We start from the raw sequence: 20196 nt of genomic DNA, 5'->3' as shown, positions 1-20196 counted from the left end.
GGCGCTGCACGGCACGCCCCGCCCGGCCGACCTGCTGCGGGACGAGGGCGGCGGCGTGGTCGTCAACGTCGCGCACGCCGGGGTGAGCGCCCAGGCCACCGCGCACGCCCAGGACGTCAAGCGCTTCCTCGGCACGCTGGGCTACGCGTTCGGGGCCGTGCGTGCCGGGTTCACCGCACCGGGCCGGCTGCTTCGGGTCCGCGTGGACGGCGAGGAGGTCGAGGACGGCTCCCGGCGCGTCCTCATGGTCACCGTCGCGCTCGGGACGAGCATCGGCGGCGGCGCCCCGGTCGCGCCGCAGGCCCGGCCCGACGACGCGGTGGCCGACGTGATCGTGGCGACGGCGGACTCCCCGCTCGCCCGCGCCGGCTACGGGATCGACCTGCGCCGCGGCACGCACCTGGACCGTGACGACGTCCGGGTGCTGCAGGGCAAGCACGTGCAGGTCGTCGCCACCGCGCCGGAGGAGGCGTTCCTGGTCAACACCGACGGCGAGGTCGAGGACCGCCGGATGGAGCGCAGCTGGCGCCTCGTCCCGCACTGCTGGCGCATCCGCAGCACCGGGTAGTGGCGTGGCACACTACAGACATCAGATGATTACCCCCTAGAGTGGGCGGTACTCCCGCTGACCTCCCCGACCCGCCGCGGGCGTGAAGCCGCCCGCGGGCACGAAAGGCTGATGCATGACCGACACCGCCGTCTCCTCCCAGTCCGGTGACTTCGCGGGGCTGACCGCCGTCGTCACCGGGGCCGCCTCGGGTATCGGCGCCACCGCCGCGGCCTTGCTGGCCGCCCGCGGTGCCACCGTCGTGGGGCTGGACCGGCTGGCCACGACCACGGCCGAGGGGATCGAGGTGCTGGCCGCCGACGTGACCGACCAGGACGCGGTCGACGCAGCCGTGGCCCAGGTCGTCGAGCGGACCGGCGGCATCGACGTGCTGGTCAACAACGCCGGGGTCGGCGCGGCCGGGTCGGTCACCGACAACGCGATCGAGGAGTGGCAGCGGGTCCTCGACGTCAACGTGCTGGGCCTGGTGCGGGTCACCCGGGCGGTGCTGCCGCACCTGCGCCGCTCCGAGCGGGCCGCGATCGTGAACACCTGCTCGGTCTCGGCGGACGTGGGCCTGCCGCAGCGGGCGCTGTACTCGGCCAGCAAGGGCGCGGTCCTCTCGCTCACCCGGGCGATGGCCGCCGACCACCTGGCCGACGGGGTCCGGGTCAACTGCGTCAACCCCGGCACCGCCGACACCCCGTGGGTGTCCCGGCTGCTGGACGCCGCCGACGACCCGGCCGCCGAGCGCGCCGCCCTGGAGGCCCGGCAGCCGACCGGCCGGCTGGTCAGCGCCCAGGAGGTCGCCGAGGCGATCGCCTACCTCGCCTCCCCGGGCGCGGGCGCCACCACCGGCGTCTCGCTGACCGTCGACGGCGGCCTGACCAGCCTGCGGCTGCCCGCCGCCCGCTGACCGACACGACCCGAGCACCGCCCAACGGAAGGACGCAGATGCAGATGCAGATCAGCTTCACCGACCAGGTTGTCCTTATCACCGGCGCCAGCACCGGGATCGGGGCCGCGCTCGCCAAGGCGTTCGGCGCCGCCGGCGCCCGGGTGGCGGTGCACTACAACAGCAGCGCCGACGCCGCCGAGGGCGTCGTGGCCGAGATCACCGGTGCCGGCGGGCAGGCGCAGGCGTTCCGGGCCGACCTGTCCGAGCCGCGCAACGCCCCGGCGCTGGCCGAGGAGGTCACCGGCGCCCTCGGTGAGATCGACGTGCTGGTCAACAACGCCGGGGGGCTGGTGGAGCGCCGCCCCACCGGCGAGGTGACCCCCGAGTTCGTCGAGCAGGTGCTGGCCCTCAACGTCGGTCAGGTGGCGGCGCTGTGCGACGCCGTCGTGCCCGGCATGCGCGACCGCGGCCGCGGCTCGGTCGTCACCGTCGGCTCGGTCGCCGCCGTCACCGGCGGCGGGCCCGGCGCGGCGATCTACGCGACCAGCAAGGGCGCGATCACCACCTACACCCGGGCGCTGGCCAAGGAGATGGCCCCGCACGGGGTGCGCGTCAACTGCCTGGCCCCCGGCGTCATCACGACCCCGTTCCACGAGAAGTGGACGCCGCCGGAGGCGATGACCGCCATGGTCGGCACCATCCCCATGGGCCGCGCCGGCGACCCGGAGGACTGCGTCGGGCCGGTGCTGTTCCTCGCCAGCGACGAGCTCAGCGGCTACGTCACCGGCCAGGTGCTGCCGGTCAACGGCGGCCAGCACTTCCTCGGCTGAGGGAGCCCCGCGACACCAACAACAGACAGGTGAGCAGATGAGCGTCCTGGTGGGAGACGTCGGCATCCTGCCGACCGCCGGGGACAACGTGGCCGTGGCGACACGGCGGCTGGACCCCGGCACGGAGCTGCCGCTGCCCGACGGCGAGGTGGCCGCTCGCCACACCGTGATGGAGGGGCACCGGTTCGCGGTGCGCGACGTCGCGGCGGGGGAGCGGCTGCTGTCCTGGGGGCTGCCGTTCGCGGTCGCGACGCGGCCGATCGCCGCCGGCGACTACGTGATGACGGCACGGATCCAGGACATGCTGGTCCACCGCCACGTCGAGGGCGACTTCCCCGAGGAGCCCAACGCCGTCGACCGGGAGCTGGACCCGCCGGACTTCGACCCCGAGACGTTCGTCCCCGCCGACCAGATCAGCCCGGTCGAGGACGGGCGCACCTTCCTCGGCTACGACCGCGGCCCCGGGCTGGGAGTCGGCACCCGCAACCACATCGTGGTGGTGGCGACGTCCTCGCGCACCGGCGCGTTCGTCGAGGCGCTGGCCCGCCGGCTGTCCGACGTGGGCCGCACCGAGCCCGGGCTGGACCCGCTGGTCACCGTCGTGCACACCGAGGGCGGGCGGCGCCGGATCAGCCACAACCGGGAGCTGGTGCTGCGCACCCTGGCCGGGTACGCCGTCCACCCCAACATCGGGGCGCTGCTGGCGATCGACGAGCCCGGCGGGATCGGCAACGCCGACCTGCAGGGCTACCTGCGCGACCACGACTACCCGGAGACCGGCCGGCCCCGCGCCTACCTGACCCGGGAGGGCACCGTCGAGGAGGACCTGGCCCGTGCCGAGGCGGTCATCCGGGCCTGGGTGCCGCAGGTGGTGGCCGAACGCACCGAGCAGCCGCTGTCGGCGCTGACGCTGGCGCTGCAGTGCGGCGGCTCGGACGCCTTCAGCGGCATCAGCGCCAACCCGCTGGCCGGCTCGGTCGCCGGGGAGCTGGTCCGCCGCGGCGGCTCCGCGATCCTGGCCGAGACCGACGAGCTGATCGGCGCCGAGGACTACGTGCTGTCGCGCTGCCGCGACACCGGCATCGCCACCCGATTCCTGCAAGTGGTCGAGCGGTTCAAGGAGCAGGTGCAGCGGCACGGCCACACCGCCGAGGGCAACCCCTCGGGCGGCAACCTGTGGCGGGGCCTGTACAACATCTCCATCAAGTCGCTGGGTGCCTGCCGCAAGCTGGACCCGCGGGTGCGGCTGGACCACGTCCTCGACTACGCCGAGCCGCTGCCCGGGCCGGGGTACGTGTTCATGGACAGCCCCGGCAACGACCTGGAGTCGATCGCCGGCGAGGTCGCCACCGGCGCCAACATCATCTTCTTCACCACCGGCAACGGCTCGGTCACCAACTTCCCGTTCGTGCCGACCGTGAAGATGGTCACCACCACCGGCCGCTACCGGATGCTGCCGGCGGAGATGGACGTCGACGCCGGCCGGCTGCTCACCGGGACCCCGATGGAGCAGCTCACCCAGGAGGTGCTGGACCTGACCGTCGCGGTCAGCTCCGGCGAGCGCAGCGCGGGGGAGCGCGCCGGCCACAGCCAGGTCTCGTTGTGGCGGGAGTGGCAGCGCGGCCCCGAGGACCCGGCGGCCAGCCCCGAGGAGGCGCTGGCCGACGAGGACGCCGACGGCAAGCCGCTCCCGCTGGCCCAGCAGCCGGAGCCGGCCCGCGACCCCGCACTCAGCGGCGTGCTGGCCGCTACCCGGGTGCCGCGCGACGTGGGCCTGGTGATGCCGACCAGCATCTGCTCCGGCCAGGTCGCCCGCCGCATCGCCGACCACCTCACCGGGAGCGGCCACGGCGGGCTGCAGCGGTTCGCCGCGCCGGTGCACACCGAGGGCTGCGGCTCTTCCAGCGGCGCCTCCGAGCGGCTGTACAGCCGTGTCGTGCTGGGCCACGTGCAGCACCCGCGGGTGGCGCACGCGCTGCTGCTGGAGCACGGCTGCGAGAAGACCCACAACGACTACTTCCGGGAGCGGCTCACCGAGGCCGACATCGGGCTGGACTCGGTGGGCTGGGCCAGCATCCAGCTCGACGGCGGCATCGACGCGGTCGAGGCCAAGGTGACCGACTGGTTCGCCGCGCAGCCGCCGGTGGACTCCCCGGCCGGCAGCGCCGACCAGGAGCACGCCCCGGCGGGCAGCACGCTGGCCCTGCACGCGATCGGGCCGGTGCCGGAGGACGGTGCACGCGACCTGGGCCGGGTCGCCCGGGCCGCGCTCGACGCGGGGCTGTCGGTGCTGCTCGTGGACGGCAGCCCGCTGCTGGCCTCGGCGGCCTTCCGTGCCGCCGTGGGGCTGGCCGAGCAGGACGTGGCGGTCACCCTCCCGCACGGCGCCGCGCCCGAGGTCGCCGGCCTGCACGTGGTCGCCGGGCCCGGTGAGGACTGGCTGGAGGCGCAGGCCGCGCTGGCCGCCGGCGGCGCCGCCGCCATCGTGGTGCACGTGGCCGACGTGACCATCCCCGGGCACCCGTTCGTGCCTCTGGTCCAGGTGTCGGCCGACCCCGGCACGGTGCGCCGGCAGGGCCGCGACCTGGACCTGCCGATGCTGCCCGGCGAGGAGGTCACGCCCGAGGTCGCTGCCGTGCTGGGCGAAGGGGCCCAGGCGGCAGGATCACCGGCCGCGGGGGAGAATGGGACCAGCAACACCGGAACCGGCGCGACCGGCCGCGACCCGGCACTGGCGCTGACGCGCCTGGCCGTCGCCGCGGCCGAGGGCCGCTACCAGCCGGTGGCCGCCCGGGCGGGCCTGGTGGGCTTCCAGGTCAGCCGGGGGCTGCTGGGCGTCTCGATGTGACCGGGCGCGTGGGCCGGCGAGCCGGACACGCAGAACGACGACGGACCGACTGAACGACGGACCCGACTGGAGGTCGACCGCATGACTGCCACTACCACCGAGACCGACGCCGCCACCCTGGACCGGGTGCTGCAGGCCGCCGCCGACGCCGCCCCCGTGCTGGCCGAGACCAGCGCCGCCGAGCGCGCCGGAGCGCTGCGCGGGATCGCCGACGCCCTGGACCGCGCCGCCGAGGAGCTGGTCGCGCTGGCCGAGGAGGAGAGCCACCTGCCCAACGCCCGGCTCACCGGCGAGGTGGGCCGCACCACTGGGCAGCTGCGGATGTTCGCCCAGGGGCTGGAGGGCCCTGACCAGCTGCTGGACGTGATCATCGACACCGCCGACCCCGACGCCAACCCGGTGCCGCGGCCGGACCTGCGCCGGATGCAGCTGCCGATCGGGCCGGTGCTGGTGTTCGCCGCCAGCAACTTCCCGTTCGCCTTCAGCGTGGCCGGCGGCGACACCGCCTCCGCGCTGGCCGCCGGCTGCCCGGTCGTGGTCAAGGCCCACCCGGGCCACCCGCGGACCTCCGAGCGCACCGCCGAGGTGGTCTCCCAGGCGGTCGCCGAGGCAGGGCTCCCCGAGGGTGCCTTCGCCCTGATCCAGGGCCAGGAGGCCGGAGTGACCGCGCTGAAGGACGAGCGGCTGCGCGCCGGCAGCTTCACCGGCTCCGAGGCCGGCGGCCGCTTCCTCTACGGCGTGGCCGCCGAGCGGGAGACCCCGATCCCGTTCTACGCCGAGATGGGAAGCCTCAACCCGGTCTTCGTCACCCCCGGCGCCGTGGAGGCGCGGGGCTCCCAGCTCGCTGACGGCTACCTGGGCTCCTTCACCCTCGGCGTCGGCCAGTTCTGCACCAAGCCGGGGCTGCTGTTCCTTCCCCGCGGCAGCGGGCTGGTCGACGAGCTCGTCGACAACGTCGCCGCCGCCCAGGCCGGCCCGATGCTCAACGAGCGCATCCACCAGGGCCACAGCACCGTGCTCGACGAGCTGGCGGAGCGGCCCGGCATCCGGGTGCTGCACCGCGGCGCCGTGGATGCCGAGGGCGGCACCGCCGCGCCGACGCTGCTGGCCACCGACGTCGCCTCGCTGCTCGAGGACCGGGACGCGATGCTGACCGAGTGCTTCGGCCCCACCTCGATCGTGGTCGAGTACGACGACACCGACCAGGCCCTCGAGGCCGCCCGGGCGTTCGCCGGCAGCCTCACCGCCACCGTGCACGCCCAGGAGGACGAGGCCGAGCAGGTGCAGCCGCTGCTGCACGAGCTGCGGGAGCGGGCCGGCCGGGTGCTGTGGAACGGCTGGCCCACCGGCGTGGCGGTCTCCTGGGCCCAGCACCACGGTGGTCCCTACCCGGCCACGACGGCGCCGAGCCACACCTCGGTCGGGATGACCGCGATCCGCCGGTTCCAGCGCCCGGTCGTCTTCCAGGACGTGCCGGACGCGCTGCTGCCGGAGCCGCTGCGCGACGCCAACCCCGGCGGCCTGCTGCGCCGGGTCAACGGAGAGCTGACCACGGAGGACGTCACCCGATGAGTACCCCCCGGCTGCTGGACCCCGTCGCCGACCTGCACGTGGACCTGCCCGACGGGGCGTCGCTGCCGCCGTGGGCGCTGGTGCGCAGGAAGGCGCGCCCCGAGGCCGACGTGGACGTCGACGGCGTCGTCGGCCCGGGCATCGCCGCGCTCGCGGAGTCGCTGGGCGGCCTGACCGGCAAGCGCATCGCCGTCGGGGCCGGCAGCCGGGGCATCCGGGACGTCGCCACCGTCGTGGGAGCCACCGTCCGGGCGTTGCAGGCGGTGGGCGCCGAGCCGTTCATCGTGCCCGCGATGGGTTCGCACGGCTCCTCGGAGGCCGCCGGACAGGCGCAGGTGCTGGCCGACTACGGCATCACCGAGGACACGATGGGGGTGCCGGTCGTGGCCACCATCGAGACCATCGAGCTTGGCCAGACCGCCTCGGGGGTGACGGTGCGGCTGGACCGGGCAGTCTCCCAGGGCGACGGCGTCATCCTGGTGAACCGGGTCAAGCCGCACACCGACTTCGCCGGTGACTTCGGCAGCGGGCTGGCCAAGATGTCGGCGATCGGCCTGGGCAACATCTCCGGGGCCACCCTCACCCACGCCGACGGCAGCGCCGAGCTGCCGCGGGTGATCAGCGAGATCTCGCAGGTGATGAAGGACAAGGGGGTGCTGCTCGGCGGCGTGGCCATCGTCGAGGACGAGCTGGGCCGCACCGCCCACGTGGAGGTCGTTCCCCCCGCCGGCATCGCCGGCGACCAGGAGCGGCAGCTGCTGGAGCGGGCCCGCAGCCTGCACGGGCACCTGCCGTTCGAGGACCTGGACCTGCTGGTCGTCGACGAGATGGGCAAGAACGTCTCCGGCGCCGGCATGGACACCAACGTCATCGGCCGGTTCTGGGTGCCGCGGGTGCCCGAGCCCGCCGGGCCGCACATCTCGGCGATCACCGTGCACAGCCTCACCGAGGAGTCCCACGGCAACGCCTCCGGGCTGGGGCTGGCCGACGTCATCCCGATGCGGATGGCCGCCCAGCTGGACCTGCGCGCCAGCTGGATCAACGCGCTCACCTCCAGCACCGGCGGGCTGCGGCGCAGCCGTACGCCGATGGTGCTGCCCACCGACCGCGACGTGGTGCACGCGGCGGCCCGCATGAGCGGCCGGCGGGACCTGTCCGCGCTGCGGATGGCCCGCGTCGTCAACACCCTCCAGCTGGGGAAGATGATGGTCAGCGAACCGCTGCTGGCCGAGCTGGCCGGTCACGACGACCTGGAGGTGGTCGGTGACCCGGTGCCGGTGGAGTTCACCGCCGAGGGCGGGCTCCCGGCCTGGCCCGAGGACCCCGCGTGACCGCGGGGCCGATGCCGCGCCGGGTGGCGCTGTTCGCCTCCTGCGCCGCTGACCTGGCGATGGCGCCGGCCGCGACCGGGGCCAAGCGGCTGCTGGAGGCGCTCGGCGTCGAGGTCGACGTGCCGGCCGGGCAGAGCTGCTGCGGCCAGGTGGCGCTGAACAGCGGCCACCGGGAGCCCGCCGCCACGCTGGCCCGGCACTGGCTGGACACCTTCGCCGGGTACGAGGCGGTCGTCAGCCCCTCCGGGTCCTGCGTGTCCACGGTCCACCACGGCTACCCGCGGCTGGCTGCCGAGGAGTCGGTGGGCTCGTCGCGGATGGCCGAGCGGGTCGCGGCCACCGCGCCGCGCACCTACGAGCTCACCCAGTTCCTGGCCACCTGGGGCGCCGACCTGGCGCTGGAGCTGCCGGCACGTGTCGGCTGGCACGACTCCTGCCACATGCTCCGGATGCTGGGCGAGAAGCAGTCGCCACGCACCGTGCTGGGCCGGGTGCGCGGGCTGACGCTGCACGAGCTGGAGAACGCCGAGAGCTGCTGCGGGTTCGGCGGCACCTTCGCCACCAAGTTCCCGGAGCTGTCCTGCGCGATGGGTGACGCCAAGCTGGGCGCGGCCGCCGCCGCCGACCTGGACTACCTGGTCTCCGCCGACCCCGGCTGCCTGCTGCACCTGGGCGGCCGGTCCCGCGCCGGCGGGCCGGAGGTGCCGGTGATCCACGTGGCCGAGCTGCTGTCCCGGGCGCTGGACCACGCCCGCGGGCAGGACGGGCACGGCGAGACGCTCGTCGAGAGGAGCACCGCATGAGCCCGCGCTCGAGCGCACTGGCCGGCGCCGAGCGGGTCGGCACCGACCGGGAGCGGCCGGAGTACGCCTCCACCCACATCCCGCCGCACCGCCGCCCGCTGCCGCTCATGGTCGCCGACGCCGTCCACCGGCCGGAGACCGAGACCACCCGCGCCCGGCTCTCGCTCCGCACCCGCGAGTGGGACATCGGCCGGTGGCCCGGCGCCCGGGCCGAGCAGCGGGAGCGAGCCGCCTACCTGCGCCGCCGCACGCTCGCCGACCTCGAGGGCAACCTGGCCCGGCTCACCGAGAACATCGAGGCCAACGGCGGCGTCGTGCACCGCGCGAAGGACGCCGCCGAGGCGCTGGCGGCCATCGAGCGGATCGTCACCCGGCGGCAGGCGCAGCTGGCCGTGAAGTCCAAGTCCATGGTCAGCGAGGAGATCCACCTCAACGACCACCTCACCGGGCTCGGGGTGGAGGTCGTCGAGACCGACCTGGGGGAGTACATCGTCCAGATCGCCGACGAGCGGCCCGCCCACATCGTCGCTCCCGCGGTGCACCTGTCCCGGACCGACGTGGGCCGCCGGTTCTCGGCGATCGCCGGGCGCGACCTGGGCGACGACCCCGACGACCTGGCCGCGTTCGCCCGGGAGCAGCTGCGGGAGGACTTCCGCAACGCAGACGTGGGCATCTCCGGGGTGAATTTCGCCGTCGCCGAGACCGGCACGCTGGCGCTGGTGACCAACGAGGGCAACGCCGACATGGTCACCTCCCAGCCGCCGGTGCACATCGCGGTGATGACGCTGGAGAAGGTGGTGCAGGAGTTCGCCGACCTGGAGACGCTGCTGCCGATCCTGTCCAAGGCCGGCGCCAACCAGGAGATCACCGTCTACCAGACCCTGGTCAACGGCCCGCGCCGCGAGGGCGAGACCGACGGGCCCGAGGAGCTGCACGTCGTCATCCTCGACGGCGGCCGCAGCGACATCGTCGGCACCCGCTACGAGGAGGCGCTGGCCTGCATCCGGTGCGGGGCCTGCCAGACGGCGTGCCCGGTCTTCGGCGCGGTCGGCGGCGGCCACGCCTACGGCAACGTCTACGGCGGCCCGATCGGCGCGGTGATCACCCCGCTGCTCTCGGACCGCCCCGAGGACCGCGACCTGCCCTACCTGTCGAGCCTGTGCGGGGCCTGCGGGGACGCCTGCCCGGTGAAGATCCCGCTGCCGGACATGCTGGTGGACCTCCGTGCGGACTACCAGGAGGAGACCGCCAGCCCGGCGACACGGGCCGCCTGGCGGGCATGGGCGCGGACCTGGGCCTCCCGGGCTGGATTCGCGGCGACCATCGCCGGTGCCCGTGCCTCGGCCGTGCTGCCGGAGCGGGTGCTGCGGCGGCTGCCGATGGCCGGGGGCTGGGCCCGCGGCCGATCGATGCCCTCGACCAAGGACGCCGGCCAGATGCGCCGCCGGCGCCGGGACGGGGGCCGTCGGTGACCGCCGGGCAGACGGGTGCGGCGACCGGCACCGGCCCGACGGAGCCGGGCGGCCCCGGACTGGTCGACACCTTCACCGAGGAGCTGGCGCGGCGCGGCGGCACCACCCACCGGGTCGCCGACGCCGACGCGGCCCGGGAGCTGGTGCATGAGCTGTGCGCCGGCAAGCAGGTCGTCGCCGACGACGACCCGGTGCTGGCCGACGTGCTGCCCGGGCTGGCCCGGGTGAGCGACCCGTGGGCGGCCGACGTGGGGGTGACCACGGCCGTGGCCGCCGGAGCGGCCACGGGGACGATCGGGCTCGTCTTCGACCGGGATCACCCGCGGCGCACCGCGCTGGTGCCACCGGCCCACGTGGCGGTGGTCCCGGTGGAGCGGCTGCACGCCAGCTACGCCGAGGTGCTCCGCTCGCTCGCCGCGATCCGCCCGGTGCCCAGCGGCATGCGGCTGATCAGCGGCCCGAGCAGCTCCGGGGACATCGAGCAGGTCCACGTGCGCGGCATGCACGGCCCGGTGGAGCTGCACGTCGTGCTGGTGGGGGCTGCTCCGGAGACGACGGTCCCCGCGGGCGAGGGCGAGCGAGCCGCGGCGACCGCCGAGGAGGCCGGCACGGGCGCCGGGATCTCGGCGGACCCGGAGCCGGTCGCCGAGCCGGTGCGCGAGCAGGCCCCGCACGCGGCCCCGGGCGAGCACGCCGGGCGCTGACTCAGGCCGGTGCCGGCGTGAGTCGCTGACTCAGGCCGGTGCCGGCGTGCCCGTCTCCCGGCGTTCCCGCCGCTGGTACTGCAGGAACGCCACCACGGCCAGCGCCGCGGCTCCCGGGATGGAGATGAGCAGGTCGGGGTAGATGAGCAGGATCCCGCCCACGACCAGCAGCACCCGTTCCCAGGTGCGGCCGATGGCCAGCAGGTAGCCGCTCAGCCCGGAGGCGATGCCGATCATCCCGACCAGCGCCATGACCAGCAGCAGTGCCACCTCCATGAACTGGGCGTCCTGCAGCAGCAGCGCCGGCTGCAGCACGAAGATGAACGGGATGATGAAGCCCACGACGGCGATTCGCAGGGCCGCCACGCCCGCCCGCATCGGGTTCGCCCCGGCGATGCCCGAGCCGGCGTAGGCCGCCAGGCAGACCGGCGGCGTGATGTCGGCCAGGATGCCGAAGTAGAAGACGAACATGTGCGCCGCGATGAGCGGGACGTCGAACTGGCTGAGCAGGATCGGGGCCGCGATGGTGGCGGTCACGACATAGTTCGCGGTCGTCGGCAGCCCCATGCCCAGCAGGATGCAGGCGACCATCGTGAAGACCAGGACGAGGATGAAGTTGCCCTGCGCCAGGTCCAGGATGCCGCCGGCGAGCTTGCCGCCGAGCCCGGTCGCCGTCACCGTGCCGGCCACGATGCCGGCGGTGGCGCAGGCCGCGATGACCGGCAGCGCGGTGCGAGCCCCGGCCTCCAGCACCCGGACGATCCCCCAGGGGGACAGCCGGGTCTCGGACCGGAGGAAGCTGAGCACCAGCGCCGTGCCGATGCCGTACAGCGCGGCGTAGGCGGGGGTCCGGCCGGACAGCAGCATGCCGATGATGACGATCAGCGGCAGCAGCAGGTCGATCCTGCGGACGAGGGAGCGGACCTGGGGCAGGTCCTTGACCGCCAGCCCCTTGATGCCCTGCCGCCGCGCCTCGAAGTGGATGCTGAGGAAGACGCCCGCGAAGTACAGCAGCGCCGGGATCAGCGCGAGCACGATGATCTCCCGGTAGGGGACACCGGTGTACTCAGCCATGATGAAGGCGGCCGCGCCCATGATCGGCGGCATGATCTGGCCGCCGGTGGAGGCCGAGGCCTCGGTGGCGGCAGCGACGTGGGGCTTGAAGCCGGCCCGCTTCATGATCGGGATGGTGAACGACCCGGACGCCACCGTGTTGGCGACCGAGCTGCCCGAGACCATGCCCTGCAGCCCGCTCGCGACGACGGCCGCCTTGGCGGGACCGCCGGCGAACCGGCCGGCGGCGCGGAAGGCGAGGTCGTTGAAGAAGGCGCCGATGTTGGTGCGGATCAGGACGACGGCGAAGAGCAGGAACAGGAAGATGAACGTCGCCGAGACCTGGATCGGCGTGCCGAAGATGGAGCGGGCGGTGAAGAAGGTCTCGATGGCGAAGACGTCCCACGGCCGGCCGCGGTGGGAGAAGATCGGTGAGTAGTTGCCGAAGATGCCGTAGAGGATCGCCGCCGAGGCGATGACCACGATCGGCAGCCCGACGCAGCGGCGGGTGGCCTCCAGCACCAGCAGGATGCCGGTGACCGCCACCGCCTTGTCCAGGTCGGTGTAGCCCAGGATCCGCACCTGCGGGCCGGTCAGCCGGGCGTACTCCAGCACCAGGTACAGGTGCGCGGACAGCGCCAGCGCCGACAGCACCAGGTCGTACCAGGGCACGCCCCGGCGCTCCGAGGCCCGCTTGCTGACCGGGTAGAGCAGGAAGATGATCCCGCACGCGGCACCCAGGTGGATGGCGCCCTGGATCATCGAGGGACGAGCACCGAACAGGGCGGTGTAGAGCTGGAACAGGGTCAGCGCGACCGACAGCCCGCCGATCAGCCACGCCCACCACCCCAGGTCGGTCCGGAACCGGCTGGAGGCGTCGTGCTGGCGCAGCACCTTGGCGGCCTGCTCCGACTGCTCGGTGTCCGCCGGTGCCGGGCGGTCGGTCCGGGCCGGGCCCTTCCCGAGGGTGGCGTCGGGGGCGCCGGCGACCGGTGGCTGGTCGCCGCGCGCCCCCTCGCGATCGCTGCTACTCACGCGTTGGTCTCCTGCCGCGCGCCGTGGTCAGTGTCCCGCAGCGCTCACTCGTTGAGCAGGCCCTGCTCCTGGAAGTACTGCTCGGCGCCGGGGTGCAGCGGGACGTCACCCTGACCGACGAGCGCCTCCTCCACGGTGATCAGGTCGCCCTGCGGCAGCGTGATCTGGTCGGCGTTCTCGTAGATCGCCTTGGTGATCTCGTAGCCGACCTCGGGGCTCACCTGGGTGGTGGAGCCCACCAGCGCGGCGAACACCGACAGCGTGGTGACGTCCTCCTCGAGGAAGTCGTAGGTGTCGGAGGACAGCGTGTAGGTCTCGAAGTTGGAGTCGGCGGCGATCTCGTCGGCGACGGACTGCTCGAGGGAGACCAGGTGGACGTCGTTGGTCGCGGCCAGCTCGTTCAACGAGCCGGACGGGGTGCCGATCACGAAGATCGAGGCGTCCAGGTTGCCGTCCTGCAGCAGCCCCTGGGCGTCGCCGAACTCCTCCTCGAACGCCTCGTAGTCGCCCTCCTCGATGCCGTGGGCGGCCAGGATGGCGTCGGACACCGCGCGGGTGCCGCTCCCGGGCGGGCCGACCGCGACCCGCTTGCCCTCCAGGTCCTCCACCGACTCGATGCCGGCGCTCTCCAGGGTGATGATGTGGGCGGCCTCGGGGTAGAGCTTGCCCATCCAGCCGACGTTGTCGACCTGGGCGCCCTCGAAGTCGCCCTCACCGTTGATCGCCGCGATGGCGGTGTCGTTCTGGGTGAGCCCCAGCTGCATCTGCTCCTGGAAGATCTGGCCCAGGTTCTCCACCGAGGCGCCGGTCTCGATCGCGTTGACGGTGATCCCGTCGACGTTGTCCTCCAGGATGTTGGCGTACTCCGAGCCGAGCGGGAAGTAGGTGCCCGCCGCGCCGCCGGTGCCGAAGGTCAGGTCGGTGACGAAGTCGCCCTCCTGTCCCGTGGCGGCCCCGGTGGTGTCGCCGCCGCCGTCACCGCCGTTGCTGTCGCCGCCGTCGTCCCCGCCGCACGCCGCCAGGCTGACCAACACCAGCCCTGCGGCCGTCGCCGTCATCATCCGCTTCACCGTCATGGTCATACCGCCTCGGGTCGGTTCGCTCGTGGACTCCCTGCCCCCGGCAGGGCTGGCCATACCCTAGTAGCACCGGAGGCCGAGGTGGTGGACGCGCGAGGCGGCTGTTAGCGGATCGTGACCAGGGCCGCTACGGCTGGACGCCGAGGTCGGCGAGCACCGCGGCGGCGTCGTAGTCGCCGGGCAGCGGGAGCATCGGCAGCCGCACCGTGCCCATGGGGACGCCGTGGCGGGCCTGCGCCATCGCCTTCAGCACGGCCGCGGAGGCGTGCTCCTTGGTCGCGGCTCGGATCCGCCGCAGCCACGCGTTGGCCTCCTCGGCCTCGGCCTGCTTCCCGGCCCGCACCAGCCCGTAGACCCGCAGCGCGACCTCCGGGACCACGTTGGCCAGCGCCGAGACCACCGCACTGGCGGTGCCCAGCCGGCCGGGGTAGTCGTCCTCGGTGCCCAGCAGCACCCCCTGGCCGGCCGCGTGCACCTGCGCGGCGTACGCGGCCTCCCCGCCGGAGTCCTTCACGCCCCACACCGGCAACCCGGTCACCACCTCGGCCGGGACGGCGAGGGCGTACTTCGGGATGTGGTAGACGACCACCGGGTGCCGGGTGCGCTCGAGCACCAGCTCGTAGAAGCGGCGCAGCCCCTCGGGCTGGGCGGGGAAGTAGTAGGGCGGCAGCACCAGCACCGCCTCGACGTCCAGGTCGTCCAGAAACTCCAGCATGTCGAGGGTGTCGGGCAGGTTGCCCTCGGCCACCGTCGGCAGCTGCCGCAGCGGCAGGTCGCGGCGGGCCAGCGCGGCGAGCACCTGCTGCTTCTCCGCGACCGACGCCGAGGGCCCCTCACCGTTGGTGCCGAACGGCACGACGCCGTGGACGCCGGCCTCGGCCAGCCACTCGACGTGGGCGCAGTAGGAGGCCACGTCCAGGGCGCCGGTGCCGGGGTCGAAGGGGGTGACGTTGGCGACGTAGACGCCGTCGAGCATGCGGTCTATCTCCCGAGGTCGGTGCGGTCGTGGAGGAAGTCGTCGAGCTCCCGCCGGCTGGGCAGGCCCTCGAAGTCGCCGTGCGCGCGGACGCACAGCGCGCCCAGCGCGTTGGCGGTGCGGAGCCGGTCGGCGGGCTTCGCCCCGTCGACGTGGGCGGCGAGGTAGCCGGCGGCGAAGGCGTCACCGGCCCCGATCGGGTCCCGCTCGGGCACCCGGAAGCCGGGGTGCTCCACCCACTGGCCGTCGACGAGGACCGCGGCGCCCTCGGCGCCGCGCTTGACCACGACCTCGCGGGCACCCATGTCGGCCAGCGTCCGTGACTGCGTCTCGTCGTCGCGCCAGTCCCACAGCGCCCGGCCCTCCTCGGTGCCGACGAGCAGCAGGTCCACCAGCGGCAGCAGCTCCTCGGTGAAGGCGCGCGCGTCCTCGGCGTTGCCCAGCCGGGAGCGGTAGTTGACGTCGAAGCTGACCCGCACGCCGGCGTCCCGGGCCGCCTGGGCGGCCCACCGCACGAAGTCGGCACAGCTGGCCGACAGCAGCGGGGTGATGCCGGTCAGGTGCAGCCACCGCCCCTCGGTGAGGGCGGCGGCGTCCACGGCCTCGGGGGCCAGCGTGGCGGCGGCCGAGCCGGCCCGGTAGTAGGTCACCCGGACCGCGCCACCGACCTCCTCGCGCAGGTAGAGGCCGGTGGGCCGGCCGGGCACGCGGCGCACCGCGGAGGTGTCCACGCCCTCGGCCCGGACCCGGTCCAGCACCGTCTGCCCGGGCTCGTCGTCGCCGAGCAGGCTCACCCAGCGGCTGGGCACGCCCAGCCGGGACAGCCCGATCGCCAGGTTGGACTCGGCACCCCCGATGCCCATCGCCAGCGACCGGGCGTGGCGCAGCCGGCCCGGCGGGTCGGCGATGCCGAGCAGCATCGTCTCCCCGGCGGTCACCACCACCGGACCGGTAGCGGTCACTGCACCGCCTCAGGCAGCCAGAGCACCAGGTCGGGCACCGCGATGAACAGCAGCACGACGCCGATCAGGGTCAGGTAGAACGGCCACATGGCGCGCAGCAGCTCCTCCATCCGGACCTTGCCGACGGCGCAGCCGACGTAGAGGACCGTCCCGACCGGCGGCGTGATCAGCCCGATGCCCAGCACCAGCGACATCAGCAACCCGAAGTAGACCGGCGGGACGCCGACGGCGACCACTACCGGGGTGAGGATGGGGGCGAGGATGATCATCGCGGGCGTCAGGTCCATGACCACCCCGACCAGCAGCAGCACGAGGGCGACCAGCGCCAGCACCACGTAGGGGTTGGTCGACAGCGCCGCGGTGGCGTCGACGATCTGCCGGGGCACCTGGGCGGTGGTCAGCAGGTAGGCGACCGAGGTCGCGATGGCCAGCAGGAACAGCACCATGCCGGTGAGCCGGCCGGTGCGGATCAGGATCGGCCACAGCTCCTTCACGTGCAGCTCGCGGTAGACCAGCATCGACACCAGCAGCGAGTAGCCGACGGCGACGACCGCGGCCTCGGTCGGCGTGAAGACACCGGCCATGATGCCGCCGACGATGATGATGGGCAGCACCAGGCCGAAGGCGGCGCCCCGGAAGCTGTGCCACAGCTGCCGGGCGTCGAACGGCTGCCGGCCGCCACCGGGCAGCTTCCGGGCGGTGAGGAACGTGGTCACCATCAGCGCGACCGCGATGACGACCCCGGGGATGACCCCCGCCATGAACAGCTGGCCGATGGAGGTGTTGGTGACGATCCCGTAGAGGATCAGCGGGATCGAGGGCGGGATGATGATGCCGATCACCGAGCTGGAGACGGTGATGGCGGTCGCGTGGCCGCCGGTGTAGCCCTGCTCCTTCATCGGCGGGATCATGACGCCACCGATGGCGGAGGTGTCCGCGACCGCGGAGCCGCTGATGCCGCCGAAGAACATCGAGGCCGCCACGTTGACCTGGCCCAGCCCGCCGGCGATGAAGCCGACGAGGGACTGGGCGAAGGCCACCAGCCGCCGGGCCAGCCCGCCGTAGCTCATGATCTCGCCGACGAGGATGAAGAAGGGGATGGCCAGCAGCGGGAACGAGTTCACGCCGCGGACCGCCTGCTCGACCAGGATGGCAAAGCTGACGTCCATCGCCAGCATCATCGCGATCGCCGCCAGCCCCAGCGCGAAGCTGATCGGGACGCCCAGGGCGATGCAGAGGAAGAGAATGCCGAAGAAGAGCCAGAGAGTCACTGCTCACACCTCCTGGGCGGACGTCGGGCGGAGCGCGACGACGATGCGGTAGAGCGTGATCAGCGCCATCAGCCCCGCGCACACCGGGACCGAGATGTTGATCAGCCAGAGTGGGACGTCCAGCAGCGCCGAGGAGCCGGCGGAGATGGCCAGCACCTGCGTGGAGCTGTAGAGCAGGGCCAGCACCACTCCCAGCACGACCAGCTCCTGCACGACCGTGGTGACCCGCTGCCATCCCGCCGGCAGCCGCTCCACGACGAGCTCGACCGCGATGTGCTCGCGGTGCAGGTGGGCCAGGGCGGCGCCGAGGAAGATCACCCAGATGAACAGGAAGCGGGCCATCTCGTCCGAACCCGCGATGGACTCGCTGAGCACGTACCGGCCGAACACGTTCGCGCCGACGGCCACGATCAGGGCCGCCAGGAGCACGACCATGACGGTCTTGACCACGGTGTCGAGGATCCGGAAGGGCAGCGGGAGGTGCTCGTGCCACTGGTGCTCGGCCTGCTCCTGCTCCTCGAGCTGGTGGTGGTCCAGCTTGGACAGCTCCAGCGCGGTCCGGGGGTCCTTGGCGCCGGCATGCTCCGGCCGGTCGGGCCGGTCGGGCCGGTCGGGCCGGTCGGGCTGGTCGGGGTTCGGGGGCTGGGCGCTCACCCGGGTCTCCTCTCGTACTGGTCGGGCCGTGCGGGGCGCGTCTCGCGCGCCCCGCACGGCCCTGGCCGCGGGGCTCAGCGCTGGCCGAGCTCCTCCTGGACGCTGTCGATCAGGTCGCCGCCGATCTCGTCACGCCACTGCTCGTAGACCGGCTGGGTCGCCTCCTGGAAGGCGGCCAGCTCCTCCTCGGACAGCTCGGTGACCTCCATGCCCTGCGACGCGAGCTGCTCCTTGGAGTAGGTGTCCATCTCCCGGGAAATCTGCCGCTGGTAGTCGCGGGACTGCTCGGCAGCCTCCTGGATCAGCTGCTGGTCCTCCTCGCTGAGCCCGTTGTAGAACTCCTCGCCGATCATGATGATGAACGGAGAGTAGACGTGCCGGGTCTCCGAGGCGTAGTCCTGCACCTCGTTGAACCGCGAGGTCAGGATCGTGGACCAGGGGTTCTCCTGGCCGTCGACGACGCCCTGCTCCAGGGCGCTGAAGACCTCACCGAAGGCCATCGAGGTCGGGTTGGCGCCCAGCGTCTCCCAGATGGAGACCTGGATGGGGTTCTCCATGACCCGGATGTCCAGGCCCTGCACGTCCTCGGGGCTGCTCACGGCGTGCTGGCTGTTGGTCAGCTGCCGGTAGCCGTTCTCGGCGAACGCCAGTCCCTTGATGCCCGAGCCCTCGAAGCTGTCCAGCATCGACTGGCCGATCTCGCCGTCGAGGACCGCGTCGGCCTCCTCCGGCGTCGGGAACAGGAACGGCAGGTCGAACAGCTGCAGCTCCGGCACGATCGAGGTGGCCGGGGAGGTGGACGGCATCGTCATCTCCAGGGTCCCGCTCTGCAGGTTGTTCATCATCTGCAGGTCGTCGCCCACCTGGCTGTTCGGGAACAGGCTGACCGTGATACGGCCGTCGCTGCGCTCATCGAGGATATCGGCGAAGTAGTCCACCGACAGCGCCTGCGGGGAGTCCTCGGCCAGGCCGATGCCGTACTTGATCTCATAGCTCTCGCCGTCGGAGATCACCTCACCCTCGATCTCCGGGGGCTCGGACAGGTCGGGGCCGGAGGCGCCGGCGGTTCCGGTAGCGCCGTCGCCGCCGTTGTCACCGCCCTCCTCCTCGTCACCGCCGAAGCCGCCGCCGCAGGCGGTGACGGTCAGCATGCTGGCGAGGATGAAGGACGCCGGCAGGGCACGGCGGCGGAAGGGGGTGCTACGCATGGGGGTTCTCCTTGGTGTCGGGATCGTCGGACGTCTCGGAGTGGTCGGGGTCGCCGGCGGTGCCGGGGTCGTCGTGGTCATCAGGGTCGTCAGGGTCGTCAGGGGTGGGCGTGGTCGTCAGGTCGGCGTGGTCGTCAGGGTCGTCTCGGGGCGGGGTGCCGGGCTCAGGGTAGAGGCCCGGCCGGGGGCGGTGGCCGAGGGTGCTGGCGCCGCGCGTGGCGCCGCGCTCGGGCTGCAGCAACGGCCCGATCCGCGCCTGCCGGTAGGCAGCCACCGTGAGCGCCAGCAGCAGCGTCCCCAGCAGCAGCGGCTCCGCCAGCCGCAGCACGGGCAGCAGCGGCCCGGCCGCCTCCAGCGCCGGGACGGCCGGGCGCTGCGTGGCCACGCCGGAACCGTTCGTCGCGGCGTACCAGCGGGTGGTGGACACCGGCAGCGGCACCTGTGCTCCGGGCCGGCCGGCGACCCGGACCCTGAGGGTGACCGGCTCCCGGCGTGCCAGCAGCCCGGTCACGTGGGTGTTGCTGAGCCGGTCCTGGTCGGCTTGCCAGGTACGGCCGCCGTCGCTGCTGGTCATCACCCCCGCCTGTCCGGTGCCGTCGGCCAGACCGCTGCCGCCGGCTCGCAGCACGGAGCGCTCGTCACCGGTGTCCTCACCGCCGTCACTGCCGTCATCACCGTCGGCCGAGCCGCCGGCCGCGAGGGCGTTGGTGGCGTTGAACCCCAGCCCGTCGCCGGACTCCCGCCAGCTGTCGCCGCCGTCCTCGGAGAGCAACAGCAGCGGGCCGCCCCGCACTCCGGCCCACAGCGTGCCGGCAGCCCGGCCGGTCTGCGGCCCGGCCAGGGTGCCGAGGGCGACCACCTCGACGCCCGGCTCCAGCAGCCGCACCTGCCCGTCGGGGGTGAGCCGCGCCAGCCCGTCAGGGTGGTCCAGCAGCGCGGCACCGTCGACGGCC

At 73.5% G+C, this 20196-nt stretch carries 17 protein-coding genes; 9 read left to right on the top strand and 8 right to left on the bottom strand.

Translation table 11 applies throughout. From position 1 onward, the window contains the following. The 9 genes from GFJ45_RS16355 to GFJ45_RS10055 form a co-directional block, all read left to right on the top strand. Nucleotides 1-568: diacylglycerol/lipid kinase family protein (locus GFJ45_RS16355; RefSeq protein ID WP_407670391.1), on the top strand; the 568-nt coding region annotated here is incomplete at its 5' end. 115 nt (nucleotides 569-683) lie between these two features. Further along, nucleotides 684-1463, top strand: coding sequence for an SDR family NAD(P)-dependent oxidoreductase (locus GFJ45_RS10090; protein ID WP_153396769.1), 780 nt, complete (start codon nucleotides 684-686; stop codon nucleotides 1461-1463). Nucleotides 1464-1501: 38 nt separating this feature from the next. Beyond that, nucleotides 1502-2275, top strand: coding sequence for an SDR family NAD(P)-dependent oxidoreductase (locus GFJ45_RS10085; protein WP_228386817.1), 774 nt, complete (start codon nucleotides 1502-1504; stop codon nucleotides 2273-2275). 37 nt (nucleotides 2276-2312) lie between these two features. Then, nucleotides 2313-5123, top strand: a complete 2811-nt coding sequence (locus GFJ45_RS10080; RefSeq protein ID WP_153396767.1) for a UxaA family hydrolase — start codon at nucleotides 2313-2315, stop codon at nucleotides 5121-5123. A gap of 81 nt (nucleotides 5124-5204) precedes the next feature. Further along, complete coding sequence (locus GFJ45_RS10075) at nucleotides 5205-6695, top strand: aldehyde dehydrogenase (NADP(+)) (protein ID WP_153396765.1); 1491 nt, start codon at nucleotides 5205-5207, stop codon at nucleotides 6693-6695. Then, complete coding sequence (locus tag GFJ45_RS10070; RefSeq protein WP_153396763.1) at nucleotides 6692-8026, top strand: nickel pincer cofactor-dependent isomerase, group 22; 1335 nt, start codon at nucleotides 6692-6694, stop codon at nucleotides 8024-8026. Before GFJ45_RS10075 ends, GFJ45_RS10070 begins: the two co-directional genes overlap by 4 nt. Beyond that, nucleotides 8023-8829 carry a (Fe-S)-binding protein gene (locus GFJ45_RS10065; protein WP_153396761.1) on the top strand — a complete coding sequence of 269 codons (807 nt, stop codon included), beginning with the start codon at nucleotides 8023-8025 and terminating at the stop codon, nucleotides 8827-8829. The genes GFJ45_RS10070 and GFJ45_RS10065 overlap by 4 nt, the downstream gene beginning before the upstream one ends. Further along, nucleotides 8826-10301 carry an LUD domain-containing protein gene (locus GFJ45_RS10060; RefSeq protein WP_153396759.1) on the top strand — a complete coding sequence of 492 codons (1476 nt, stop codon included), beginning with the start codon at nucleotides 8826-8828 and terminating at the stop codon, nucleotides 10299-10301. Before GFJ45_RS10065 ends, GFJ45_RS10060 begins: the two co-directional genes overlap by 4 nt. Beyond that, nucleotides 10298-11005 carry an LUD domain-containing protein gene (locus tag GFJ45_RS10055; protein ID WP_194288614.1) on the top strand — a complete coding sequence of 236 codons (708 nt, stop codon included), beginning with the start codon at nucleotides 10298-10300 and terminating at the stop codon, nucleotides 11003-11005. The genes GFJ45_RS10060 and GFJ45_RS10055 overlap by 4 nt, the downstream gene beginning before the upstream one ends. A gap of 30 nt (nucleotides 11006-11035) precedes the next feature. Here GFJ45_RS10055 and GFJ45_RS10050 read toward each other — a convergent pair whose 3' ends face one another. The 8 genes from GFJ45_RS10050 to GFJ45_RS16350 all read right to left on the bottom strand — a co-directional run. Continuing rightward, nucleotides 11036-13093: a TRAP transporter permease gene (locus GFJ45_RS10050; RefSeq protein ID WP_153396755.1), complete on the bottom strand. Its 2058-nt coding sequence runs from the start codon at nucleotides 13091-13093 to the stop codon at nucleotides 11036-11038. Between the two features lie 44 nt (nucleotides 13094-13137). After that, nucleotides 13138-14154: a TAXI family TRAP transporter solute-binding subunit gene (locus tag GFJ45_RS10045; protein WP_267128860.1), complete on the bottom strand. Its 1017-nt coding sequence runs from the start codon at nucleotides 14152-14154 to the stop codon at nucleotides 13138-13140. Nucleotides 14155-14299: 145 nt separating this feature from the next. Next, complete coding sequence (locus tag GFJ45_RS10040; RefSeq protein ID WP_153396753.1) at nucleotides 14300-15148, bottom strand: dihydrodipicolinate synthase family protein; 849 nt, start codon at nucleotides 15146-15148, stop codon at nucleotides 14300-14302. Nucleotides 15149-15153: 5 nt separating this feature from the next. Further along, complete coding sequence (locus GFJ45_RS10035) at nucleotides 15154-16110, bottom strand: sugar kinase (RefSeq protein WP_228386815.1); 957 nt, start codon at nucleotides 16108-16110, stop codon at nucleotides 15154-15156. Beyond that, nucleotides 16107-17381, bottom strand: a complete 1275-nt coding sequence (locus tag GFJ45_RS10030) for a TRAP transporter large permease (protein ID WP_153396751.1) — start codon at nucleotides 17379-17381, stop codon at nucleotides 16107-16109. The genes GFJ45_RS10035 and GFJ45_RS10030 overlap by 4 nt, the downstream gene beginning before the upstream one ends. A 3-nt stretch (nucleotides 17382-17384) precedes the next feature. Further along, nucleotides 17385-18035, bottom strand: coding sequence for a TRAP transporter small permease (locus GFJ45_RS10025; protein WP_153396749.1), 651 nt, complete (start codon nucleotides 18033-18035; stop codon nucleotides 17385-17387). A 74-nt stretch (nucleotides 18036-18109) separates the two neighbouring features. Further along, nucleotides 18110-19243, bottom strand: a complete 1134-nt coding sequence (locus tag GFJ45_RS10020; RefSeq protein ID WP_228386813.1) for a TRAP transporter substrate-binding protein — start codon at nucleotides 19241-19243, stop codon at nucleotides 18110-18112. Continuing rightward, on the bottom strand, nucleotides 19236-20196 hold a 961-nt coding region (locus GFJ45_RS16350; RefSeq protein ID WP_228386811.1), incomplete at its 5' end, for a beta propeller repeat protein. The genes GFJ45_RS10020 and GFJ45_RS16350, both read right to left, overlap by 8 nt.

The organism is Ornithinicoccus halotolerans (genome assembly GCF_009602535.1).
Classification (GTDB): domain Bacteria; phylum Actinomycetota; class Actinomycetes; order Actinomycetales; family Dermatophilaceae; genus Ornithinicoccus; species Ornithinicoccus halotolerans.
The sequence above is the reverse complement of the archived record's forward strand: the minus strand, read 5'-3'. Positions and strand labels throughout refer to the sequence as shown.